The organism is Paenibacillus cymbidii (assembly GCF_004764705.1).
In the GTDB taxonomy this organism is placed as follows: domain Bacteria; phylum Bacillota; class Bacilli; order Paenibacillales; family NBRC-103111; genus Paenibacillus_AN; species Paenibacillus_AN cymbidii.
Map to the genome: position 1 here is coordinate 20,125 of NZ_SHLX01000009.1, position 18,554 is coordinate 38,678.

At 51.9% G+C, this 18,554-nt stretch carries 10 protein-coding genes; all 10 read left to right on the top strand.

Annotated features, from left to right (window positions below; all coding sequences use genetic code 11):
- The first annotated feature begins 428 nt into the window (after positions 1–428).
- The 10 genes from EXY20_RS13935 (at position 429) to EXY20_RS13980 (ending at position 18,539) form a co-directional block, all read left to right on the top strand.
- Entirely contained in the window at positions 429–4,172 is a 3,744-nt protein-coding gene (locus EXY20_RS13935) for an S-layer homology domain-containing protein (protein ID WP_167859214.1), read from the top strand.
- Positions 4,173–4,359: 187 nt separating this feature from the next.
- A complete protein-coding gene (locus EXY20_RS13940) occupies positions 4,360–6,900 on the top strand; it encodes an S-layer homology domain-containing protein (RefSeq protein WP_135552025.1) in 2,541 nt (846 codons plus the stop codon).
- Positions 6,901–6,979: 79 nt separating this feature from the next.
- Positions 6,980–7,501, top strand: a complete 522-nt coding sequence (locus EXY20_RS13945) for a hypothetical protein (RefSeq protein ID WP_135552027.1) — start codon at positions 6,980–6,982, stop codon at positions 7,499–7,501.
- Positions 7,502–7,624: 123 nt separating this feature from the next.
- A complete protein-coding gene (locus tag EXY20_RS13950) occupies positions 7,625–7,915 on the top strand; it encodes an alpha/beta-type small acid-soluble spore protein (RefSeq protein ID WP_135552029.1) in 291 nt (96 codons plus the stop codon).
- Between the two features lie 298 nt (positions 7,916–8,213).
- Positions 8,214–9,425, top strand: a complete 1,212-nt coding sequence (metK, locus tag EXY20_RS13955) for a methionine adenosyltransferase (RefSeq protein ID WP_135552031.1) — start codon at positions 8,214–8,216, stop codon at positions 9,423–9,425.
- A 160-nt stretch (positions 9,426–9,585) separates the two neighbouring features.
- A complete protein-coding gene (locus EXY20_RS13960; protein WP_135552033.1) occupies positions 9,586–13,212 on the top strand; it encodes an S-layer homology domain-containing protein in 3,627 nt (1,208 codons plus the stop codon).
- 179 nt (positions 13,213–13,391) lie between these two features.
- Positions 13,392–16,076, top strand: a complete 2,685-nt coding sequence (locus EXY20_RS13965) for a stalk domain-containing protein (RefSeq protein WP_135552035.1) — start codon at positions 13,392–13,394, stop codon at positions 16,074–16,076.
- An 88-nt stretch (positions 16,077–16,164) separates the two neighbouring features.
- Positions 16,165–17,319, top strand: coding sequence for a sensor histidine kinase (locus tag EXY20_RS13970; protein ID WP_268966409.1), 1,155 nt, complete (start codon positions 16,165–16,167; stop codon positions 17,317–17,319).
- 3 nt (positions 17,320–17,322) lie between these two features.
- Positions 17,323–18,045 carry a response regulator gene (locus tag EXY20_RS13975; protein WP_135552039.1) on the top strand — a complete coding sequence of 241 codons (723 nt, stop codon included), beginning with the start codon at positions 17,323–17,325 and terminating at the stop codon, positions 18,043–18,045.
- A 92-nt stretch (positions 18,046–18,137) separates the two neighbouring features.
- Positions 18,138–18,539 carry a hypothetical protein gene (locus EXY20_RS13980; RefSeq protein WP_135552041.1) on the top strand — a complete coding sequence of 134 codons (402 nt, stop codon included), beginning with the start codon at positions 18,138–18,140 and terminating at the stop codon, positions 18,537–18,539.
- Positions 18,540–18,554 lie beyond the last annotated feature (15 nt).

Below are 18,554 nucleotides of genomic sequence, written 5' to 3' on the forward strand. Positions count from 1 at the left end.
TTGACGGTGACGGTCGCATTCGTTCCATGTATACTAAGTTTCGTGGCGGAAATTCATAACGTGACTGGCACAACCCGGCAACACAGGAAACGTTAATTTATTTTCACGAGTGCCGCAACTTTTTCCCGGGGCGAGCGTTTAATACTGTGAAATACATGCGAAAACCGTGTAATGTCAACGGATTGTTGGGTAAATTTCACAAAATATTCTTTACGGGGTATGGGCGCCATTGTATAATGTTAAAGTGGTGTCGACTTCTCTATCTCCATACTTACTAGTTTCCTAGTTTCTGCGGTATCAGCCGCAGACTTTATTTCATAATTCCGCTCAACTCTGGAAAGGGGGTGAATCGGCCAATGAGGGAATCGAGCTCATCTTTTAAAGAAAACTCTCAACAACCGTTATTTCGAGGAGGAGACAAAAAGGTTATGAAGAAAAGTTTATCTTTGATTCTGGCCATCGCTTTGGTATTTACCATGGCTGCATCCGCGTTCGCGGCAGACACGGCAACAACCACTAGCGATTCCAGCGCAACAGCAACGTCTGCAACCTACACAACCCAAGAGAAATACGATCAGCTCGTCGCTGCAGGCATTTTCGAAGGCGACGAAGACGGTCTTCCGCATCTTGATGCGAAAATGACCCGCGCACAATTCGCGAAAATCCTTGCTAAAGTATTCGGCCTGAGTGAAGACGCCGCTGCTGCTAGCAAAGCTTACAGCGATCTTGACGGCGCAAGCTGGGCAGCCGGCTTTATCGGCGCAGTTACCAAAGCAGGTTTGATGGAAGGCGACGCTGGCAAGTTCATGCCGTCGGCTGACGTTACTACCGAGCAACTGGCAACTGTACTGGTACGCGGCTTCGATCTGAAACCAGTAGCTGGTGCTAAAGTTCCAGGCACTTCCGACTGGGCAGCAGGTTATGTTCAAGCGGCTCTTGACGCGAAGCTCATTCCTGCAACAGCTGACTACACGAAAGCAGCACTTCGCGGCGCTTTGGTAGAAGCAGGTTACTCGGCTTATGAAGTGATAACAAAGCCAACACCAACACCAACACCAACACCAACGCCGACACCGGCAGCTAAAGGTCTTGACCTTGCTTCAGCCGTGGCTTTGAACAGCAAAGTAGTAGAAGTGAAATTGAATACTGCTGCTGCAACTGCAGATGTTGCTGCAACGAATGTCACAGTGAAAGATGCTGCAGGCGCAGACGTGGCAGTATCCGCAGTAGCGGTTGCACCTTATGTAACGGACAGCAAAACATTGCTTGTAACTCTTGGCGCTGATACAAAAGTAGGAACGCTTTATACGTTAACGAGCGCTACGAAATCGATTAACTTCGGCGGTAAAGCAGTTGATACTGCGAAACCTACAGTTTCCACAGTTGAGGGTACAGACGCCTATGAAGTAACGGTTACCTTTAACGAAGCTGTTTCTCTGGAAGGTGCTTCGTTCGTCCTTGCCGAAGCATACGGCTCCAAAACCGCTCTTGAAGTGAAAAGCTTCAAGTATACGGCAAACAACGTTGTTGTTCTGACAACAGCTGATCAGAAGGACTTTACGCTGTATGGCGCAACAATTTCCGGTGCATCTGACTTTGCCGGCAACAAAATGGACAACAGCACTGATAAGACGTTCACGGGTATTGCTGCAAGCACAGCAGCACTGAAAGTGGTAAAAGCATACTCGAACAATCCGGACGAAGTAACAATCGAATTCAACGTTAACGTTGATCCGGCTACAATTAACGCTGCCGCTTTCAAGGTTGAAGAAGCTTACGGCAGCCAAACAGTATTGACGGTTACTGATGCGAGACTCGCTACTACTAGCGATAACAATTCGCTCAACAATGGCACGAAGTTGACAGCAAGTGAAGTCAAGAAAGCGATTGTTGTCTCGGTTGGCGCTCAAAAAGCTGCAACACTTTACAAAGTAACAGCAACTGGATTGAAGACACTTTATGGTAAGGATCAAGACGCTTCCGTCAATAGCACAACATTCACGGGAACGCCTAAACCAGCAGCAGCTTTCACATACACAGTCAATAACGGCGTTGCTGCAAGCAACACATCTGTAGTGTTGAACTTCCCGAATAAATTGGTTAAGGAAGATGCCGAGAACGTAGCTAACTACGTAATCGCTGAGTCCTATGGCGATAAAGCAGCGGTTGCTGTTTCCAAAGCGGCTCTTAGCACCGACGGCAAAGTAGTTACGCTTACGGTCGGAGCTCTCAAAACAGTGCTCTACAGTGTAACTGTCACGAACTTGAAAGACATTTACGGCAATGCAATTAAGACGGATAGCAGCGCCAATGTAGTTCCTTTCTCGGGCGTTGCTGTAGCAGCTAAGATTTCGGCAATCAACTCGATTGCATACTTGAATGGATCGGATACTGTAATTGAAGTTGAATTCAACCAATCCGTGGGCTCTAACGCTACTGACGTATCCTTATACACAATTGATAACAGCATTGGATATCCTGAAAAGGTAGTTAAGTCGGCTGCAACTAAAGTGCAATTGACGATTCCGAAATTGACCGTTGGGACGCTGTATAAACTGACAGTCAAAGGTTTGCTGAATGCTGATGGAGTAGTTACCGATTCGGCTGGCGTATCCAGAGACTTTGTTGGTAAAGGCATCGCAGTAGGAGTACCGGCACTTCAGGGCGTTATTGCACTTGACAACCAAACGATCAAAGTGTTCTTCGACCGAGATGTTACCGGTTCGCTGATCAAAGGAGCGATCTGGAACAGTGCGGACAACACATTGGTTGCTGGCGCATTGACTTATGTGCATGGTAATGGCACTGCTACAGATTTGTCGACTTTGAACGAGTATGCTTACCAAGATGCAACAGACAAAAACGCACTAGTAGTTCGTATTGAAACAGCGAGTGCATTTGCTGCGGCTAACAAAAACGTCGCTGATGCTGCGTTCCGTCTGAATGGCGACACGAACAAGTTCACGAGCTCTAACTCGAAGCTGTTCTCGCCGATTGAAACGGCGCCAGCCAAAATTACGATTGATAACGTTTTGGCGCTGAACAGCACAACGCTTCGTCTGTACTTCAACCAAGCGGTCTCTTTCAACGGTACGCCGTTTGCAAGCGTAGAATCTACTAACACTGCAGCTTACAATGTTCTTGGCAATATACTGAGCAGTGCGGTGGCAGTGGATTCGACGAAACGAGTATACGACTTTGCGTTGTCCACTGCGCTTGCTACTAATGGATCTTACTGGATCGTAGTAGACCCAACTTTGACTGGCACAAATACTACGGCCAATGGTTCTAAAGCAATCAGCGACACTGCAGTAGCCGCAACTGCGAACAATTACGTGACAGTAAACTACTCGTCCGGAGCTTACAGAGTGCAATTCGCAGGTAATACTACTGCTGCAGCTGATTTGAAGAACGTTTCGGTAATCGCGTTGGATGAGAAGACATTGAAGGTCTACTACCCGACGATGATGAATAATCAAGCTGCACCGAACGTTGCTTCGGTACTGGATAAAACCAACTATGAAATTGTAGATGGTCAATCCGTTCCAGCCGCAGTTACCATGAACGATAACGCAGCTTTCAGCGGCTTAACGCATATCGGTGAAATCACTTATAGCTCCACCGATAACTCGGTAACAATTACGTTGAACCAAACAATTAAAACAGCTACAAACGGTGCATTCCTCCGTCTGGCTACTTCGATCAAGAATGCAACGGGTACTTCGGCTGTTAAAGATGGAGCCAACAAGATTTCGAAACAGTTTGCAATTAGCTCTGCCGCTTCGACGAAAGTTGCAGTAACTAGCGCAACTTACTCGGCAGGAAAAATTACAGTTACTTTCAACATGCAGACTAAGACACCTAATGATGTCAATACAAGCACTTATGGTATTGGCACAGGTCAAGAACTCAAAATTACTGTAGTTGTTGGCGGTGTAGCAACAACATTGCTGCCGGCTAATATCGACGGTGTTGTAGCGAAAAACGGTAGCACAGTTGTAGGTAATTCGAACACAGCTTATATCACCACGATTGAGTACACTTTGAATCCTGCATTTGCAGCAACGTTGACTGCTGGCGGTGTAGGTAAAGTAGATGTGGACTTGACAACCTTGCAAGGCATTAACGGCAATGGATCTAATGCAGATTCCTACGCTGTATTTGGTCAATAATTACTTCACAAAAAAGGAGAGAGTGGGTTTCCACTCTCTCCTTTTTTGTGTTTTGTTCAAAAAGGGGAGAGGAAAATATAAGCCGTAAAAATACAATTCATTTACTACAGCAACAAATTGATCGGGATCGCGTCTAATAGAGTAGTAAAGAGAACAGATACCTAATTAAATTGTTGAGGTGAATAGAATGAAAAAGGCCTTCGTATATTTAATTGCTGTATTATTATTTCTTAATAGCGCGATGTTTGTTTCAGCCGATGCTTCAATTGATTCCAAGGTTGCTGCACTAAACAAACTCACGTTACTACAAGGTGATGGTGTTAGTTTTAACTTGTCTGGAAAATTAAAACGAAGTGAAGCCGCTACTTTTATTGTTCGTATTCTCGGCAAAGAGGCATACGTCACAGCCAATCAGCAACAGTATGCAACCAGTTCTTTTGGCGATGTGAAAAATACGGACTGGTTCGCGGCTAGTGTGGGGTATTGCGTGGCTGAGAAGATTATAAGTGGATTCCCGGACGGGAATTATTATCCGGATGAGTATGTGAGCGAAAAAGCGTTTTTCAAACTTGTTCTGGGAGCGCTCGGCTACATAGAAGGAACCGATTTTACATGGGATACCGTATATTTGTTTGCGTATTCCGTCGGATTGGTTTCGGATGCGAAGTATAAAACTCAAACGCAGGACAACACAGATTTTTTGCGGGAAGATGTCGTGAGTACTTTATATCGGGGACTTACGATTCCATTGAAGGGGGCTAAAGCGACGATTGTCGATGTATTGGTCAACAATCATATCATCGAACGCAAGACTGCGGCCGATCTCGGCTTGGTTCGTGATACTATTCCAACTGCTATCGGCTCTATCCAGCACGTCAGTGATACTGAACTGAAAATTATATGGAATGAAGAGATCAGAGCGCTGGTATTTAATCAAATCAGCGTCTTTGAAACGGGGAATCCGACGACTAAGCTTGACGTGAGTATTGTCAAGCAAACTGGTACTGAAACCGTTATTCAGATTGCAGCACAAAAAGCGGATCAAGACTACTCTCTGGAAGTTTCAAATGTCACTGATGCAGAAGGTAACGATAATACTTCGGTGAAATCATCCTTCAAAGGCTATACTCCACTCAAAATAACAAGCGCTACTGCAGTCAGCGAACGAAAGGTTACAGTGGAGTTTAACAAAAAAGTGAAAGCCGTCGCGGCGGATGCGATCAAAATATATGAAAGTTCAGCCGTGTCGAATGCGATAAGTGCCAAGATTGAAGAGCAAACCGACCATTCCATAACCATATCAACATCGTTGCAGAAGTCGGATGTTCCATATACGATCCAGGTAGCCCAGGTAGCCGATGATGATGGAGTCGTTTCTTCGCAAACGGCACAATTCAAAGGTTATAAGATTCCAGAGATTAAATCGGATTTGTTTAAAGTAAGCAAAGTTGTTCCGGTAAGTAAAAATGTGCTGAACGTGTATTTTACGCAACCGATCAATGGAAATATTGCCTTCCCTGCTTATTATCAAATTTTGAAAAATAACCAGGACTACATTGGCGGCAGTTTTACATCCATGACCATTCGGGCATTGCCGACCGCCAATAATGTGGTCAGTATATATCTGAAAGATCATTACATTAGTGATGATGCTACTTACACGCTGAAAATCAGTGGTGATGTGACTAGCATTTACGGTGTTCGACTGAATGCAGGAACCACTAGCACCGTAGCTTTCTCCGGGAGCAACGAAGAGAACACTCCATTCCAAATAAGAAATGTATTTCCTGTTGATTCAAATACCATTGCATTGGAATTTAGCAGAGAGATTGATACTGTGTCAGCAGAGCAAATAGGCAATTATGCAGTAACGAGTACGAGCGGCATGCCTTATGGTGTACTGAAAGCATCTGTTCCAAACATTGGGCAAGGAAAGTTCATACACATATCGCTAGCGGGCGATCTAAGCAAGGATAACGACTACAAGGTTGTTGTGAAAAATGTGAATGACATCTTTAATCAAACGGTGATCACAGAGTCAACGGTTGGTTTTGCCGGTCAAGGAATACCATCGATAAAGGATTTGCAAATTATCAACATTACAGCGGCGGATAAATCATCTTTGCTTGTATATTTCGATCGTGAAGTGGATTTATTGACTGCAATGAATTCAACCATCTATTCAATTCAAGGCATAACGGACAGTGGGTTCTATTCCTCGGTCGCAAATGCTTACATCGATTCGGCTGCGCCGTATTATGTGAAGCTGTTCTTGCCAGTAGGGAAAGAAGTTACCAATTCCAATTCATATAAACTAACGATATTTAACTCCATTCAAGATCAGAATGGAAATTACCCATCTGCGCCAATAGTATACAACTTTAACGGTTCGGCTGATGCCAATGTCAAGCCAATGATAACAAGTGCGAAGATTGTCGGAAGCGATGTGGTGTTGGTAGCTTTGCATAAAGAACTAACCGCATCGGGTATGAACCTGTCATCCAGCAACTACAATCTGGAGACCAGAGATGGGAGTAACACCGTAACCATCAAGACACCGCTGAGCGTAAGCCTAGTAAATCCCACGACTCTAGCGATCAAGTTTCAGGATTTAGATATTAATAAGAATTATACGTTAAATTTTACTTCTTTGACCGATTATTCGGGCGTATACACAAGAACACAGACGGACGGTTTTACAAGCATCCCTGTTACAATAGGAAACTGATACATTCAAAGGGAAGAGACTTCAGCTTTGCGGGGAAGTCTTTTCCCTTATAATGAACCATTCGGAGGGAATATTGTAAATGAGACGACTACGAAACTCAATCCTTCTGATCCTTGCAATTACAACTGCAACATTCATAGGATCGACATTATCTCAACAAACCCAAGCCGACAGCGCCACCCAACCGGGATCGGTCGACGACCCTGTTGTCACGAAGAGTTACGTCGACGAGCAGATCCGCAAGCTGCTAAATGGCGGTTCTGTTGCGCCGACACCAACACCGACGCCGTTGCCGTCGGCTACGCCCACGGCTACGGAAGCAGCGGGAGTAACCACAGCCATCATTAAGCTCGAGCCCAACCAGACGCTCTACGTGGACGCGGGGGCGGATTCCATCGTGCGAACGGGCAAAGTGATCGCCTTCAGCAGCGACACGAACGGGATTACCGATGCGACGTCGGGCAAGGACATTTTGCCGGGTTCTTCAGTAGAGAACAACCATTTGCTGATCTTTCCGCGCGACGGGCGTGGCTTGAAGCCGGATCCGAAGTTCAAGGACGAAATTTACATTATGATTCGTGGCGGATACGAAGTTAAATAGGAAAGCAACGAGCGCCGCGGCGCCTGGCACCAACATTTTTCCCGGCTGACATAATCTTATGAGGTTGACCTTCCGGCGTGGAGCCATAATAAAGGCACACCACAACCAAGGAGGTGAGCACGTATGGCAAAGGGAAAACAACTCGTGCCAGGATGCCATAAGGCGCTCGACGCATTGAAGTATGAGATCGCAGCGGAGCTCGGACTGCCGGTCGGCAAGCAAGGGCTGTCCGCGTTCGGGGCGAACGAGGAATTTGCAACTGAGCTGGGTGGCATTCCGGTGTCTTCCGTGAAGGAAGATTACTGGGGGCACATTGCCTCCCGTGACACGGGAGCCGTCGGCGGCGCCATCACGAGCCGGTTGATTCGACAAGCGGAAGAGACGCTGTTTTCGCTACCACATGTGAATCAATAAGTTTTCGAGCAAGGCGAAAAAATGCAAATTCATATTGGCGATAAAACCTACCACTGAACGCGGTCGCTCATCCTGAGAGGCCTCGATAGAGGTTTTATCATAATTTGGCCTCATTCCAAGCGTGAATGGCCGGAGAAAAAGCCGTCATATTAAGATTTCCCAAACTGCGTGCAGATGATACATGATTCATTGACAGTGATCGACAAATACAGTACTATGTTTGTCAGTAGGTTCGTAATCAACAACCTCCTCCGGTTTTGGAGAAGGTTGATTTTTTATGTGGGAGGGCGATGGGAAGATGACGGCTTCAAACAAACGCCGGCTGTTCACCTCGGAATCGGTAACGGAAGGCCATCCGGATAAAATATGTGACCAGATTTCCGACGCGGTATTGGATGCTTTCCTTGAAGTGGACCCGAACGCGCGGGTAGCGTGTGAAGTTTCGGTAGCAACAGGGCTTGTACTGGTCATTGGGGAAATCAGCAGCCGGGCGGATTATGTCGATATTTCGGCGATTGCGCGCCGCACGATCAAGGAAATCGGCTATACTCGCGCCAAATACGGCTTTGACTCGCAAACCTGTGCTGTTCTGACGTCGCTGAACGAGCAGTCTGCAGATATCGCGATGGGCGTCGACAAAGCGTTGGAAGCTCGCGAAGGGCAAATGACGGACGAAGAAATCGAAGCGCTTGGCGCAGGCGACCAAGGCCTCATGTTCGGCTTCGCTTGCAACGAGACGCCAGAACTGATGCCGATGCCGATCGCGTTGTCGCACCGTTTGGCGCGGCGCTTGTCGGAAGTGCGCAAGAACGGCACGCTTCCATACCTGCGTCCGGACGGCAAAACGCAAGTGACGATCGAATACGAAGGCGACCGTCCGCTCCGTGTCGACACGATTGTCGTGTCCACGCAGCATGCGGAAGAGATCACGCTGGAGCAGATCCAGAAGGACATTCAGGAACATGTTATCAAGAAGGTTATTCCAGCCGAATATCTGGATGCGGCGACCAAATATTTCATCAACCCGACGGGACGTTTCGTTATCGGCGGACCGCAAGGCGATGCCGGCCTGACAGGCCGCAAAATCATCGTCGACACATACGGCGGCTACGCCCGCCACGGCGGCGGCGCGTTCTCCGGCAAGGATCCGACGAAGGTCGACCGCTCGGCAGCGTACGCAGCACGCTACGTAGCCAAAAACATCGTTGCCGCGGGACTCGCGGACAAATGCGAAATCCAACTCGCTTACGCGATTGGCGTTGCTCGTCCGGTTTCGATCAGCGTCGACACATTCGGCACAGGCAAAGTAAGCGACGACAAGCTTGTCGAAGTCATCGGCAAAAATTTTGACCTGCGCTCGGCCGGCATTATTCGCGAACTGGGCTTGCGCAAGCCGATTTATCGCCAGACGGCGGCATACGGCCATTTTGGCCGCACCGATGTGGACCTGCCTTGGGAGCGTACGAACAAGGTAGAGCAATTGAAACGCGACGCGCTGGCTACGGTATAAAAAATTCCGAATCGGCTCGCAAAATGACGAAGCACGTCATCCTGACACGGATGGCGTGTTTTTGTTTAGTCATTTAAGATGATAGACAAATAATGGGGGCTTCCACTATACTATTGAAATGATAATGTAAAATAATAGAATTGGAGGGACCCGTATAAAAATGATGAAATTATTTCACCGCAAAGTAGTTCTATTTTTGACGATATTATCGTTACTTGCGTCGATTTGGATTCCAGCGGCGAGCGCCGAGCAGGCGAAAGACGATCGGTCCGGACATTGGGCCGAGAAGCAGTTGATGGAATGGACGGCGAAAGGGTGGCTGCAAGGATACGCGGACGGAAGCTACCGGCCGGATCAAACGGTCAGCCGTGCGGAATATTTGGCGATGATGGATCGGGCGTTTGAGTTGCAAGCGGGAGAAGTCAAGCCAGCTTTCCAGGACACTCAGGGAGGCGAGTGGTTCGAAACTGCGGTATCGCATGCCGTTTACGCCGGAATTCTCGATGGGTATGAAGACGGCACGTTGCGCCCTTCCCAGTCGATCAGCCGGCAGGAGGCTGCGGTCATGCTGGCGCGACTGCTCAAGCTTGAGCCTGGCAATCGGCAGGCAGCATCGTTTGCAGACGCGGCAGATATCGCCGATTGGAGCATGGAAGCTACCACCGAACTCGTACATAGAGATGTATTGTCCGGGTACCCGGACGGCGCGTTCCGTCCCACGCATCCGATTACGAGAGCGGAAGCCGTGACAATGCTGGATAAAGCAGTGCATCTAAAGCCGGCAGAAGTGGTTTATAGCGAAAAAGGAGCGGTCTACGGATCTGATGACAAGGTGACGACGATCGCAGGTGACGTTGTCATCGATGCCCCGGATATTACGTTGAAAAATACGGTTATAGAGGGCAATCTGCGGATTTCCGGGCAAGTAGGCGATGGCGATGTGAATTTGCAGTCCGTCACAGTGCGCGGCGAAACGATTGTGAATGGCGGCGGTGAACACAGTGTTCATTTCGTCAACTGCATCATTGCTGTGGTTACGATAGACAAAAAAGACGGTACGGTTCGTATTGTTTCCGAAGGAAACACAACGGTTGTATCCGTTCAAATCAATACCAGCGCAACATTGGATACGACCCAATCGTCAGGAGGCGGTTTTGGACAAGTTACGCTAAGCGAATCGCTTCCCGCCGGTTCCACGGTTACGCTGTCGGGCACTTTCGCCGACGTTAATGTCGCCGCAGGTCAAGTCATTCTGGTTGTGCCGGAAGGATCGATCGGCAACCTTCTGTTTGACGAAGGGGCGTCGGATTCGTCGGTATCGCTGGGCAAAGAGGTTACGGTCCTTACGATGCTTGCGAATGCAATTATTAAGGCTTTTGGCGAAGGAACGATCACCAAAGTGATTTTCGGCGAACAAGCCGCCGGTTCGGAACTTGAAGTGAAGACGGAGGAGGTGCAGCAGAAAGGAAGCGTTTCGCCATCTCCTTCGCCGACTCCGTCCGCTTCGCCCACCGCGTCGGTACCCCCGTCGGGAGCGCCGGGTGGCGGAGGTCCAGTTGGCGGAGGCCCGACCGGAGGAGGAGGCTCTACAGGTGGCGATACGCCTTCAGGCGGAGGATCATCGACTCCTCCGGATGATCATACGCCGCCCACCTTTAACGCAACGGCCCGTTCCAATACGGAAGTGCTGCTGACCTTCTCCGAGTCGGTGCTAATGACAGGTTCGGCTGCAATTGCAATTGCGCTCTATTCCGGAACGGGAACGCTTGCCGTTACGGGGATCACGCGGGAAGCGAGCGATAAGCTGGTGCTTCATACGGCATCGCAAACGGCGTCAACCCTATATAAAATTGTCACCGTGACGGGTATAACCGACAATAGCGGGAATGCCGTCGATCTCGCCCGCTCCACAACTTATTTTGCAGGAAAGAACAAAGAGATGCCGCCGCTGGCAACCGCCAGAGCGCAGCAGATCGATGACAAGCTGCTTTATATCGAGTTGACTGACGGCTACGACCCATCATCTTTAACTGCCGCTACGTTAAAAATCACCCCGAGCAATGGGACGGAGGCCGCATTTACCGGCGCTGTCAAACGAGCCGCGACCGCAGCGGACGCGCAGAAATTCGGTTACAAGGCGGAGGAAGCGACAGCTGCTGCCGGTAAAGGGATTGTCATTGATCTGAGGGACAGCGTGGAGGTACCGTATAAACTTTACAACGTGGTGTTGGAGTCGTTGCTTAGTCCGGGCGGAAGCGAAACCTGGGTTTCGATAAGTTTCGTCTATCTCCTCAACACCAAGCCGACGATTATGAACGTTCAAGCGCTCGACCGACAGACGCTGGCAGTAACGTTCGATCGCGACGTGGCGGATTTGTCAATTGCCGGACCGCTTTATCAATCTTCCACGGGAGAAATCGTACCCGATCTCTTGCAGGTATCCGTAGGCGGAGCGACATATGCGATACCGGGCGAGCCTTATTTTGGCGGGATGAATGCATACAAGAGCCCCAGCGAAGCGAACAGGCTGATTCTAGTGGCAAGCAATCCAGACGCGTTTGCCGGAGCTTCGAACACGTTTGAACTGACGACTTCGGGCGATGTGCTGAAACCGGAGGCAGCGCCGCTGACATTCACCGGAAAGGACAATACTCGCAAGATTCTTGTTACAGGAGTAGTCGCTGTCGATCCGTTTACGATACAAGTGTATTTCGATTCGCCTGCAAAAGTAGATGATTTAAACCAGTTCGCCAAAATCGGGACAGCGGCTGATAGTTACGGATCGGCTCCAATCAGCTTGTTAAACGGTGCCCCGGTGGCAAACACGAGCAGTAAAATATGGTCGTTCCGAACGAGCCCGACGCTCGCGACCGGGACCATTTACCGATTGATTCTGTATCCGACGTTGTCCAACAGTTTCTTGTCCGACCGCTCCGGCTATATCCAACCGGATCCGGGCGATGGCTATTTCAGCTTCGCCGGACCTCCGGCCACTATGGCATCGCTCGGCACGATCTCGGTCGTGGCCACAGACGCGCGGACGATCGAGGTATTTTATCCGGAGCAGATGGGCAACGCCGTACTCGTCCGCAATCATTATGCAATAACCAGCGACAGTGATGGCAGCATTCTGGTGGATCCTCAACCGACCTGGAATGTGGATTACGATCCGTTGATGAAAAAGGCTACCTTGCATTTGGGGCAAAATTTAACGGCAGGCAGGATGTATTATTTGGCTCTCTCTTCCTCCATCATGAATGCGGACGGGACAAGAGCGGTGCCCGCGGAACATACCGGTATGGCGGGAATAACCAGCGGGAAAACAATCCAATTTGCCGGTATGAGTAATCTGGTCGGACCCAAGCTCATTCCCCCGACCGTAGACACGGACAAGATGGGCATCACATTCGGCTTCGACCAACCGGTCGCAATTGCTGACAGCCCGTACTCGTTAGCGCTTAATAGCGATGACCAACTGGCTAACTTCGAATTTCCGTCGGGAATTGCGGCGAGGAATATCAGTTTCTCACGCAACGACTCCATCTTGTTATTCCAAGTGGAGGGACAATTGGCAGGAGACTCGGCCGTCGTCGACTTGCAGTCCGTGACAGGTACTGTAACGCGTGATCCGGGCGGAAAGACGTTCCACGTTCGATTTACCCAAGCGCTCCAGGGAGGAACGTTTGCCAAGATAACGGTCATAAACAATTCGGCTTTAAAAGTGTTTGGCAAATCCATGATGCCGGCGGCGTCGCAAACGATTTACGCAGGGATTCCGTCCAACTGATTCGTGCCTCACTGACGAAGAACGTCACTTCTCCCGGCGAGAAGTGGCGTTTTTTTATCCCAGCGCAACCAAACGACGAAAACCGGGGTCTATTATAGTAGGCAATTCGATAGAGAGAGATAGGAGAATGGCCGAGAGGAAACGTCGGTCGCGGTCAAGAGGAGAGGAGCAGCAACAAGATGCGAAAGGCACAGGAAACGAAGAAACATAAATCGAACCGCAGCAGGAGGCGGCTGTTGTCGATGCTGCTGCTGGCGTCGCTGGCGATTCCGGCGCAGACGGCCGGCTGGCTGCCGGGCAAGCAGCCGGTGGCGTACGCAGCGGCGACAACAGGCGCCAGCGCCAAAATCGTAAGCGAGGAGCCGATCACCGCAGGCGCGACGCTGCGCAATTATGTCTGGAGCGCGACACGCGGCACCAATGCCGTACAAACGAATGTGCACGTGATCGTGGTCGACTTGCAAAATCCGAACGTGAAGCTGGACGTCATAGCCGGGGTGGACGGCCAGTTCACGAAGAAGGAGACGGTAAAAGGCATGGCGGCGGACACAGGCGCCGTTGCCGCGGTGAACGGCGATTTCTTCGCGACGGCCGGCGACGGAGCGCCGATCGGGGCGCAAATTACCGGCGGCACGCTGGAATCGAGCGCGCCTTTCCTGCCGGGCATTTACCAGTTCGCCGTTTCGAAGAACAACACGCCAATCATTGACCAGTTTACGTTCTCGGGCAAGGTGACGGCGGCAGACGGGGCGACGTTCGACATCGCCGGCGTCAACAAGGCGCCCTACTGGTTCGTGCCCAGCGGCGAACACAGCCACGTGGACGCGATCCACCTGTACACCGATGCCTGGGGCTCCAAGGTGCGGGCCGTCGACCGGGCGACCGATTTGCTCGAGGTGCTCGTGCAGAACGGCGTCGTGATGCAGAAGAAGGAAGGCGCGCTGGACATGCTGGCGCCGAGCGACGGGTATATTTTGCGCACGGAAGGGAAAGGGGCGGCATTCATTCGCCAGCACGTCAAGGTCGGCGACAAGATCAAAGCCGAATACAGCCTGGCGCCGCTCGATCCGACGAAGCAGTACGACACGGCCAAGTTCAAAACGATGATCGGCGGCCAGCCGCTGCTCGTCAATCAGGGACAAGCCGAGTCGATCCAGTCGAACGCGCCGGATCCGGGCAGCTACCGCTCGCGCACGGCGGTCGGTTATCCGCTCGATCAGCGGTACGCTTACATCATCACCGCCGACAAGGGCGGGAACAGCGCCGGCATGTCGCTGCCCGAGCTGCAGCAGTTCATGATTTCGCTCGGACTGTGGATGGGGCTGAACCTCGACGGAGGCGGCTCGACGCAGATGGTGTCGCGGCCGCTCGGCGAGACGGGGGCGACGCTTGTCGGCACAACCGAAAACAACTACGAACGGCCGGTCGTCAACGGGCTGGGCGTGTTTTCGACGGCGCCGAAAGGGCAAGTAAAAGGCATCCAGCTCAGCGGCAAGCAACAGCTGCTGATCGGCGAGAAGGCGACTTACGGCATCAAGGCTTACGACGAATATTACAACCCCGTGGACGCCACGCAGACCAGTTGGCAATGGAATAGTTCGAATGCGGTCGGCACGCTGGAGAACGGCACGTTCACGGCAACCGCCGCGGGCAAAACGACCCTCACTGCCGCCGCAGGACTCGGCAAAGGCACGCTTGACGTACAAGTCATCGGCCGGGGCGACATCGCATCGATGCAAGTTCAGCCGGCGGCCAGCTCGCTGATCGAAGGCGCCGACGTTGCGCTCAAGGTGAAGGTCACGACGAAGGCCGGTGTCGAGCGCGTGCTTCCGGGCAATCTTTTCTCATGGGAGGCAAGCGGCTTCCAGGGCACGGTAACGGACGGCGTGCTGCACGTCTACAGCATGGACGGCGCCGCCAAAGGCGCAATCACCGCCTCTTACGACGGGATGCATGCCATGGCGACGCTGCCGGTCGGAGAGAAGCGGGTGTTGGCCGATTTTGACGCCAAGACGCTTCCGGTCTCTTTTACCGGGACAGCGGGCGTAAAAGGGCAGGTAGGCATCGTTTCGGCCGCCGGAGCCGCGGGATCGGTCAGCAAAGCCGTCTACATGAACTATGACATGACGGGCGGCTCCGGCACGCTTGCCTCCTACATCGCCTTCGGCGATGGCGGCACCGGCGTCACGCTGGAAGGCGAACCCCGGACGATGGTGATGAATGTAGAGGGCGACAAGAGCCTCAACTGGCTGCGCGCGGAAATGATCGATGCGGACGGAAAGCTGTATTATGTGCCGTTTACCGACTCGCTCAGCTGGACGGGATGGCGGACGGTAACCGCCGATTTGGTCTCGCAGCAGATGACCTATCCGGTCAAGCTGCGCAAGGTTTATTTGGCCAATCCGCCGGTAGGACAGGACGAACGCGCAAAACGCGGGGCGATCAAGGTCGACGACATCGCGTTCCTGTACGAGAAGCCGCTCGCGGAGGCGCCGCGCAATCAGGTGCAATTGACTATCGGCAGCCGCACGATTACGGTGAACGGAGCCAAACAAACGGTGGATGCGGCGCCGGAAATCGTCAATGACAACACGCTGGTGCCGCTGCGGTTCGTGATTCAGGCGCTTGGCGGATCCGTCGAGTGGAACGAGGCGGAGCGCAAAGTGACGGTGAAGCAGGGCGATCGGCTGGGCGAGCTGTGGATCGGCAACCCCAATCTGAACATCGGCGGGACGGTCGTTGCGGCGGAAGTGGCGCCAATGATCAAAAACGACTATACGATGGTGCCGCTGCGCGTGCTGACCCAGGGCTTCGGCTGGACCGTCAGCTGGAACGAAACGACGCGGACCGTAAGCCTGGCGTAAAATTAGTACATTTTAATCACATCAATCAAGGGCAAATATGGTAGTATAGAAAGAAATGATTCGGTACGTAGCAAAGGGGCCCGGGACTGTGCATCAAGTCGATGCCATCGATCGCGTCATTAAAAACGCCATAGGAGTCATGGAGAGCAGCAAGTATCAAATTTTTGAGATTTGCGAGAATGTTCGCGCCGAGCGGGAAGCCCTGAACAAAGAGCTGCAAGCCGTAATCGAAGAAACGACCACCACGATCGACAAAGTGGACAAACTGGAACTCGAATACCGGAGGTCGCGCATTCGGCTGACGGAAGTGAGCCGCGACTTTCATCGCTACAAGGAAGAGGACATTCGGGTCGCTTACGAGGCGGCAACGAATCTTCAGCTGCAGCTGACGGTATTCCGCGAGAAGGAATCGCATCTGCGCTTGCGCCGGGACGACCTTCAGAAGCGGATCAAAAATACGGACAAGCAAGTGGAGCGGGCGGAAACGGTCGTATCGCAAATGAACGTCGTGCTCGAATATTTGTCGGGCGATCTCAACCAGGTCACGCGCATACTGGAATCGGCCAAAAACAGGCAGATGCTCGGGCTCAAGGTCATTTTGGCGCAGGAGGACGAGCGGAAGCGGATTGCGCGGGAAATTCACGACGGCCTGGCGCAAACGATGGCGAACGTCGTCCTGCGAACGGAAATTGCCGAGCGCATGCTCGGCAAGCAGGAATACACGGCGGTGAAGGACGAGCTCTCCGACCTGAAGGGCCAAATGCGCGGCGGATTGGAAGAGGTGCGGAAAATTATTTTCAACCTCCGGCCGATGGCGCTGGACGACCTGGGTCTCGTCCCGACGCTCCGCAAGTATGTGCAGGATTTCGAGGACAAGACGAAGATCCGCACGCACTTCGAGCTGCTCGGCCGGGAGACGCGGCTGCCCTCCGGCATGGAGGTCGCCGTGTACCGGCTCGTGCAGGAAGTGTTCTCGAACGTGCTGAAGCATGCGGGGGCTACGTATCTGTCGCTTGAGGTGACATACCAGAAGCATATGATCAAGCTCGTCATCCAGGATAACGGCGTCGGATTCGAGGTCGACTTTGTGGAGGCGAAGATCGCCAAAGGGAAAAATTTCGGCATCATGGGCATGCGCGAACGGATCGACTTGCTGGAAGGCCGGATCGACTTCGATTCGGGCAAAGGCGAAGGCACGAAGGTTACGATGCTCATCCCGATCAACGAACACAAGGAGGATTAGCGAATGGAGAAAGGACGCAATACCGGCGCTATCAAAATCATACTAGCAGACGATCACCAGCTCTTTCGCGAAGGCGTCAAACGCATCATCAACATGGAGAACGATCTGGAAGTGATCGGCGAATGCGGCGACGGCATCCAGGCGCTGGAGCTTTGCAACGAACTGCACCCCGACATCGTGCTGATGGACATCAACATGCCGGTGGAGAACGGCGTTGTGGCTACGGAGAAGCTGAAAGACATTTTTCCGTCGATCAAGGTCATCATTCTGTCGATTCACGACGACGAGAGCTATGTATTCGAAACGCTGCGCAAAGGCGCTTCCGGCTACTTGTTGAAAGACATGGAAGCCGAGTCGCTGATTAATGCGATTCGTTCCGTTGTGGCGGGACATGCCTACATTCATCCCAAAGTGACCGGCAAGCTGATCAATCAGCTGCGCCGCATGACGTACCTGGACGAGATGGGTGTCGTCAGCAACAATGTGGCCGCGAAGGAAGCCGGCGTCAAATTCGTCCATACGTCGAACAACCCGCTGACCCGGCGCGAGGCGGAAGTGCTGCGGCTGATGGCCGAGGGCAAAAGCAACAAGTCGATCGGCGAGTTTCTGTTCATCAGCGAAAAGACGGTCAAAAACCACGTCAGTAGCATTCTGCAGAAGATGGAAGTCGACGACCGCACACAAGCGGTTATCATCGCGATCAAGAACGGCTGGGTGACGCTGTAAAGCAGTTGGCACGTCGGACATCGTTGCGGCATATACTGTTCCCAAAGGCTTTCCGCGGGAAGCCGGGACTTCACCTCGGGGAGTGGGCCGCAATGATGATCGGATTGCTGTTGTTTTTTGGCGCTTACGGGATCGCCATCGCCGCTATTCATCTCGCATACGCCCGGCAGCGCCGCCTGGGGCGCGCTCAACCGGTTCGACACATACTCATGGTCAAAAACAACCAACATCAAGCAGAGTGGTTCTTGCGATGTCTGTTGTTTTTTTCGTATTGGCGGGGACGGAACGTCGTCGTGACGGTGTTTGACGAAGGCTCGGAGGACGACACGATGAAAATTGTGCGCCAGTTTGCCGAGCGGCATGGCGAGGTGGAAATCGGAGGCGCGGGCGACGATGCGGACCGCTATATGGCGGAGCATGCGGAGGAAAGTTTTATCGTTACGCGGCTGAGCCGATTTCAAGGAACGGAACGGTTTTCTATGCCCCAGTGGTAACCGCTTACAGCGGAA

What these genes read in the sequence shown, in the direction of transcription:
- EXY20_RS13960 (WP_135552033.1), top strand. Translation starts at nt 9,586, where the DNA reads ATGATGAAATTATTTCACCGCAAAGTAGTTCTATTTTTGACGATATTA.
- EXY20_RS13980 (WP_135552041.1), top strand. Translation starts at nt 18,138, where the DNA reads ATGATGATCGGATTGCTGTTGTTTTTTGGCGCTTACGGGATCGCCATC.
- EXY20_RS13940 (WP_135552025.1), top strand. Translation starts at nt 4,360, where the DNA reads ATGAAAAAGGCCTTCGTATATTTAATTGCTGTATTATTATTTCTTAAT.
- EXY20_RS13945 (WP_135552027.1), top strand. Translation starts at nt 6,980, where the DNA reads ATGAGACGACTACGAAACTCAATCCTTCTGATCCTTGCAATTACAACT.
- metK (WP_135552031.1), top strand. Translation starts at nt 8,214, where the DNA reads ATGACGGCTTCAAACAAACGCCGGCTGTTCACCTCGGAATCGGTAACG.
- EXY20_RS13950 (WP_135552029.1), top strand. Translation starts at nt 7,625, where the DNA reads ATGGCAAAGGGAAAACAACTCGTGCCAGGATGCCATAAGGCGCTCGAC.
- EXY20_RS13975 (WP_135552039.1), top strand. Translation starts at nt 17,323, where the DNA reads ATGGAGAAAGGACGCAATACCGGCGCTATCAAAATCATACTAGCAGAC.
- EXY20_RS13965 (WP_135552035.1), top strand. Translation starts at nt 13,392, where the DNA reads ATGCGAAAGGCACAGGAAACGAAGAAACATAAATCGAACCGCAGCAGG.
- EXY20_RS13935 (WP_167859214.1), top strand. Translation starts at nt 429, where the DNA reads ATGAAGAAAAGTTTATCTTTGATTCTGGCCATCGCTTTGGTATTTACC.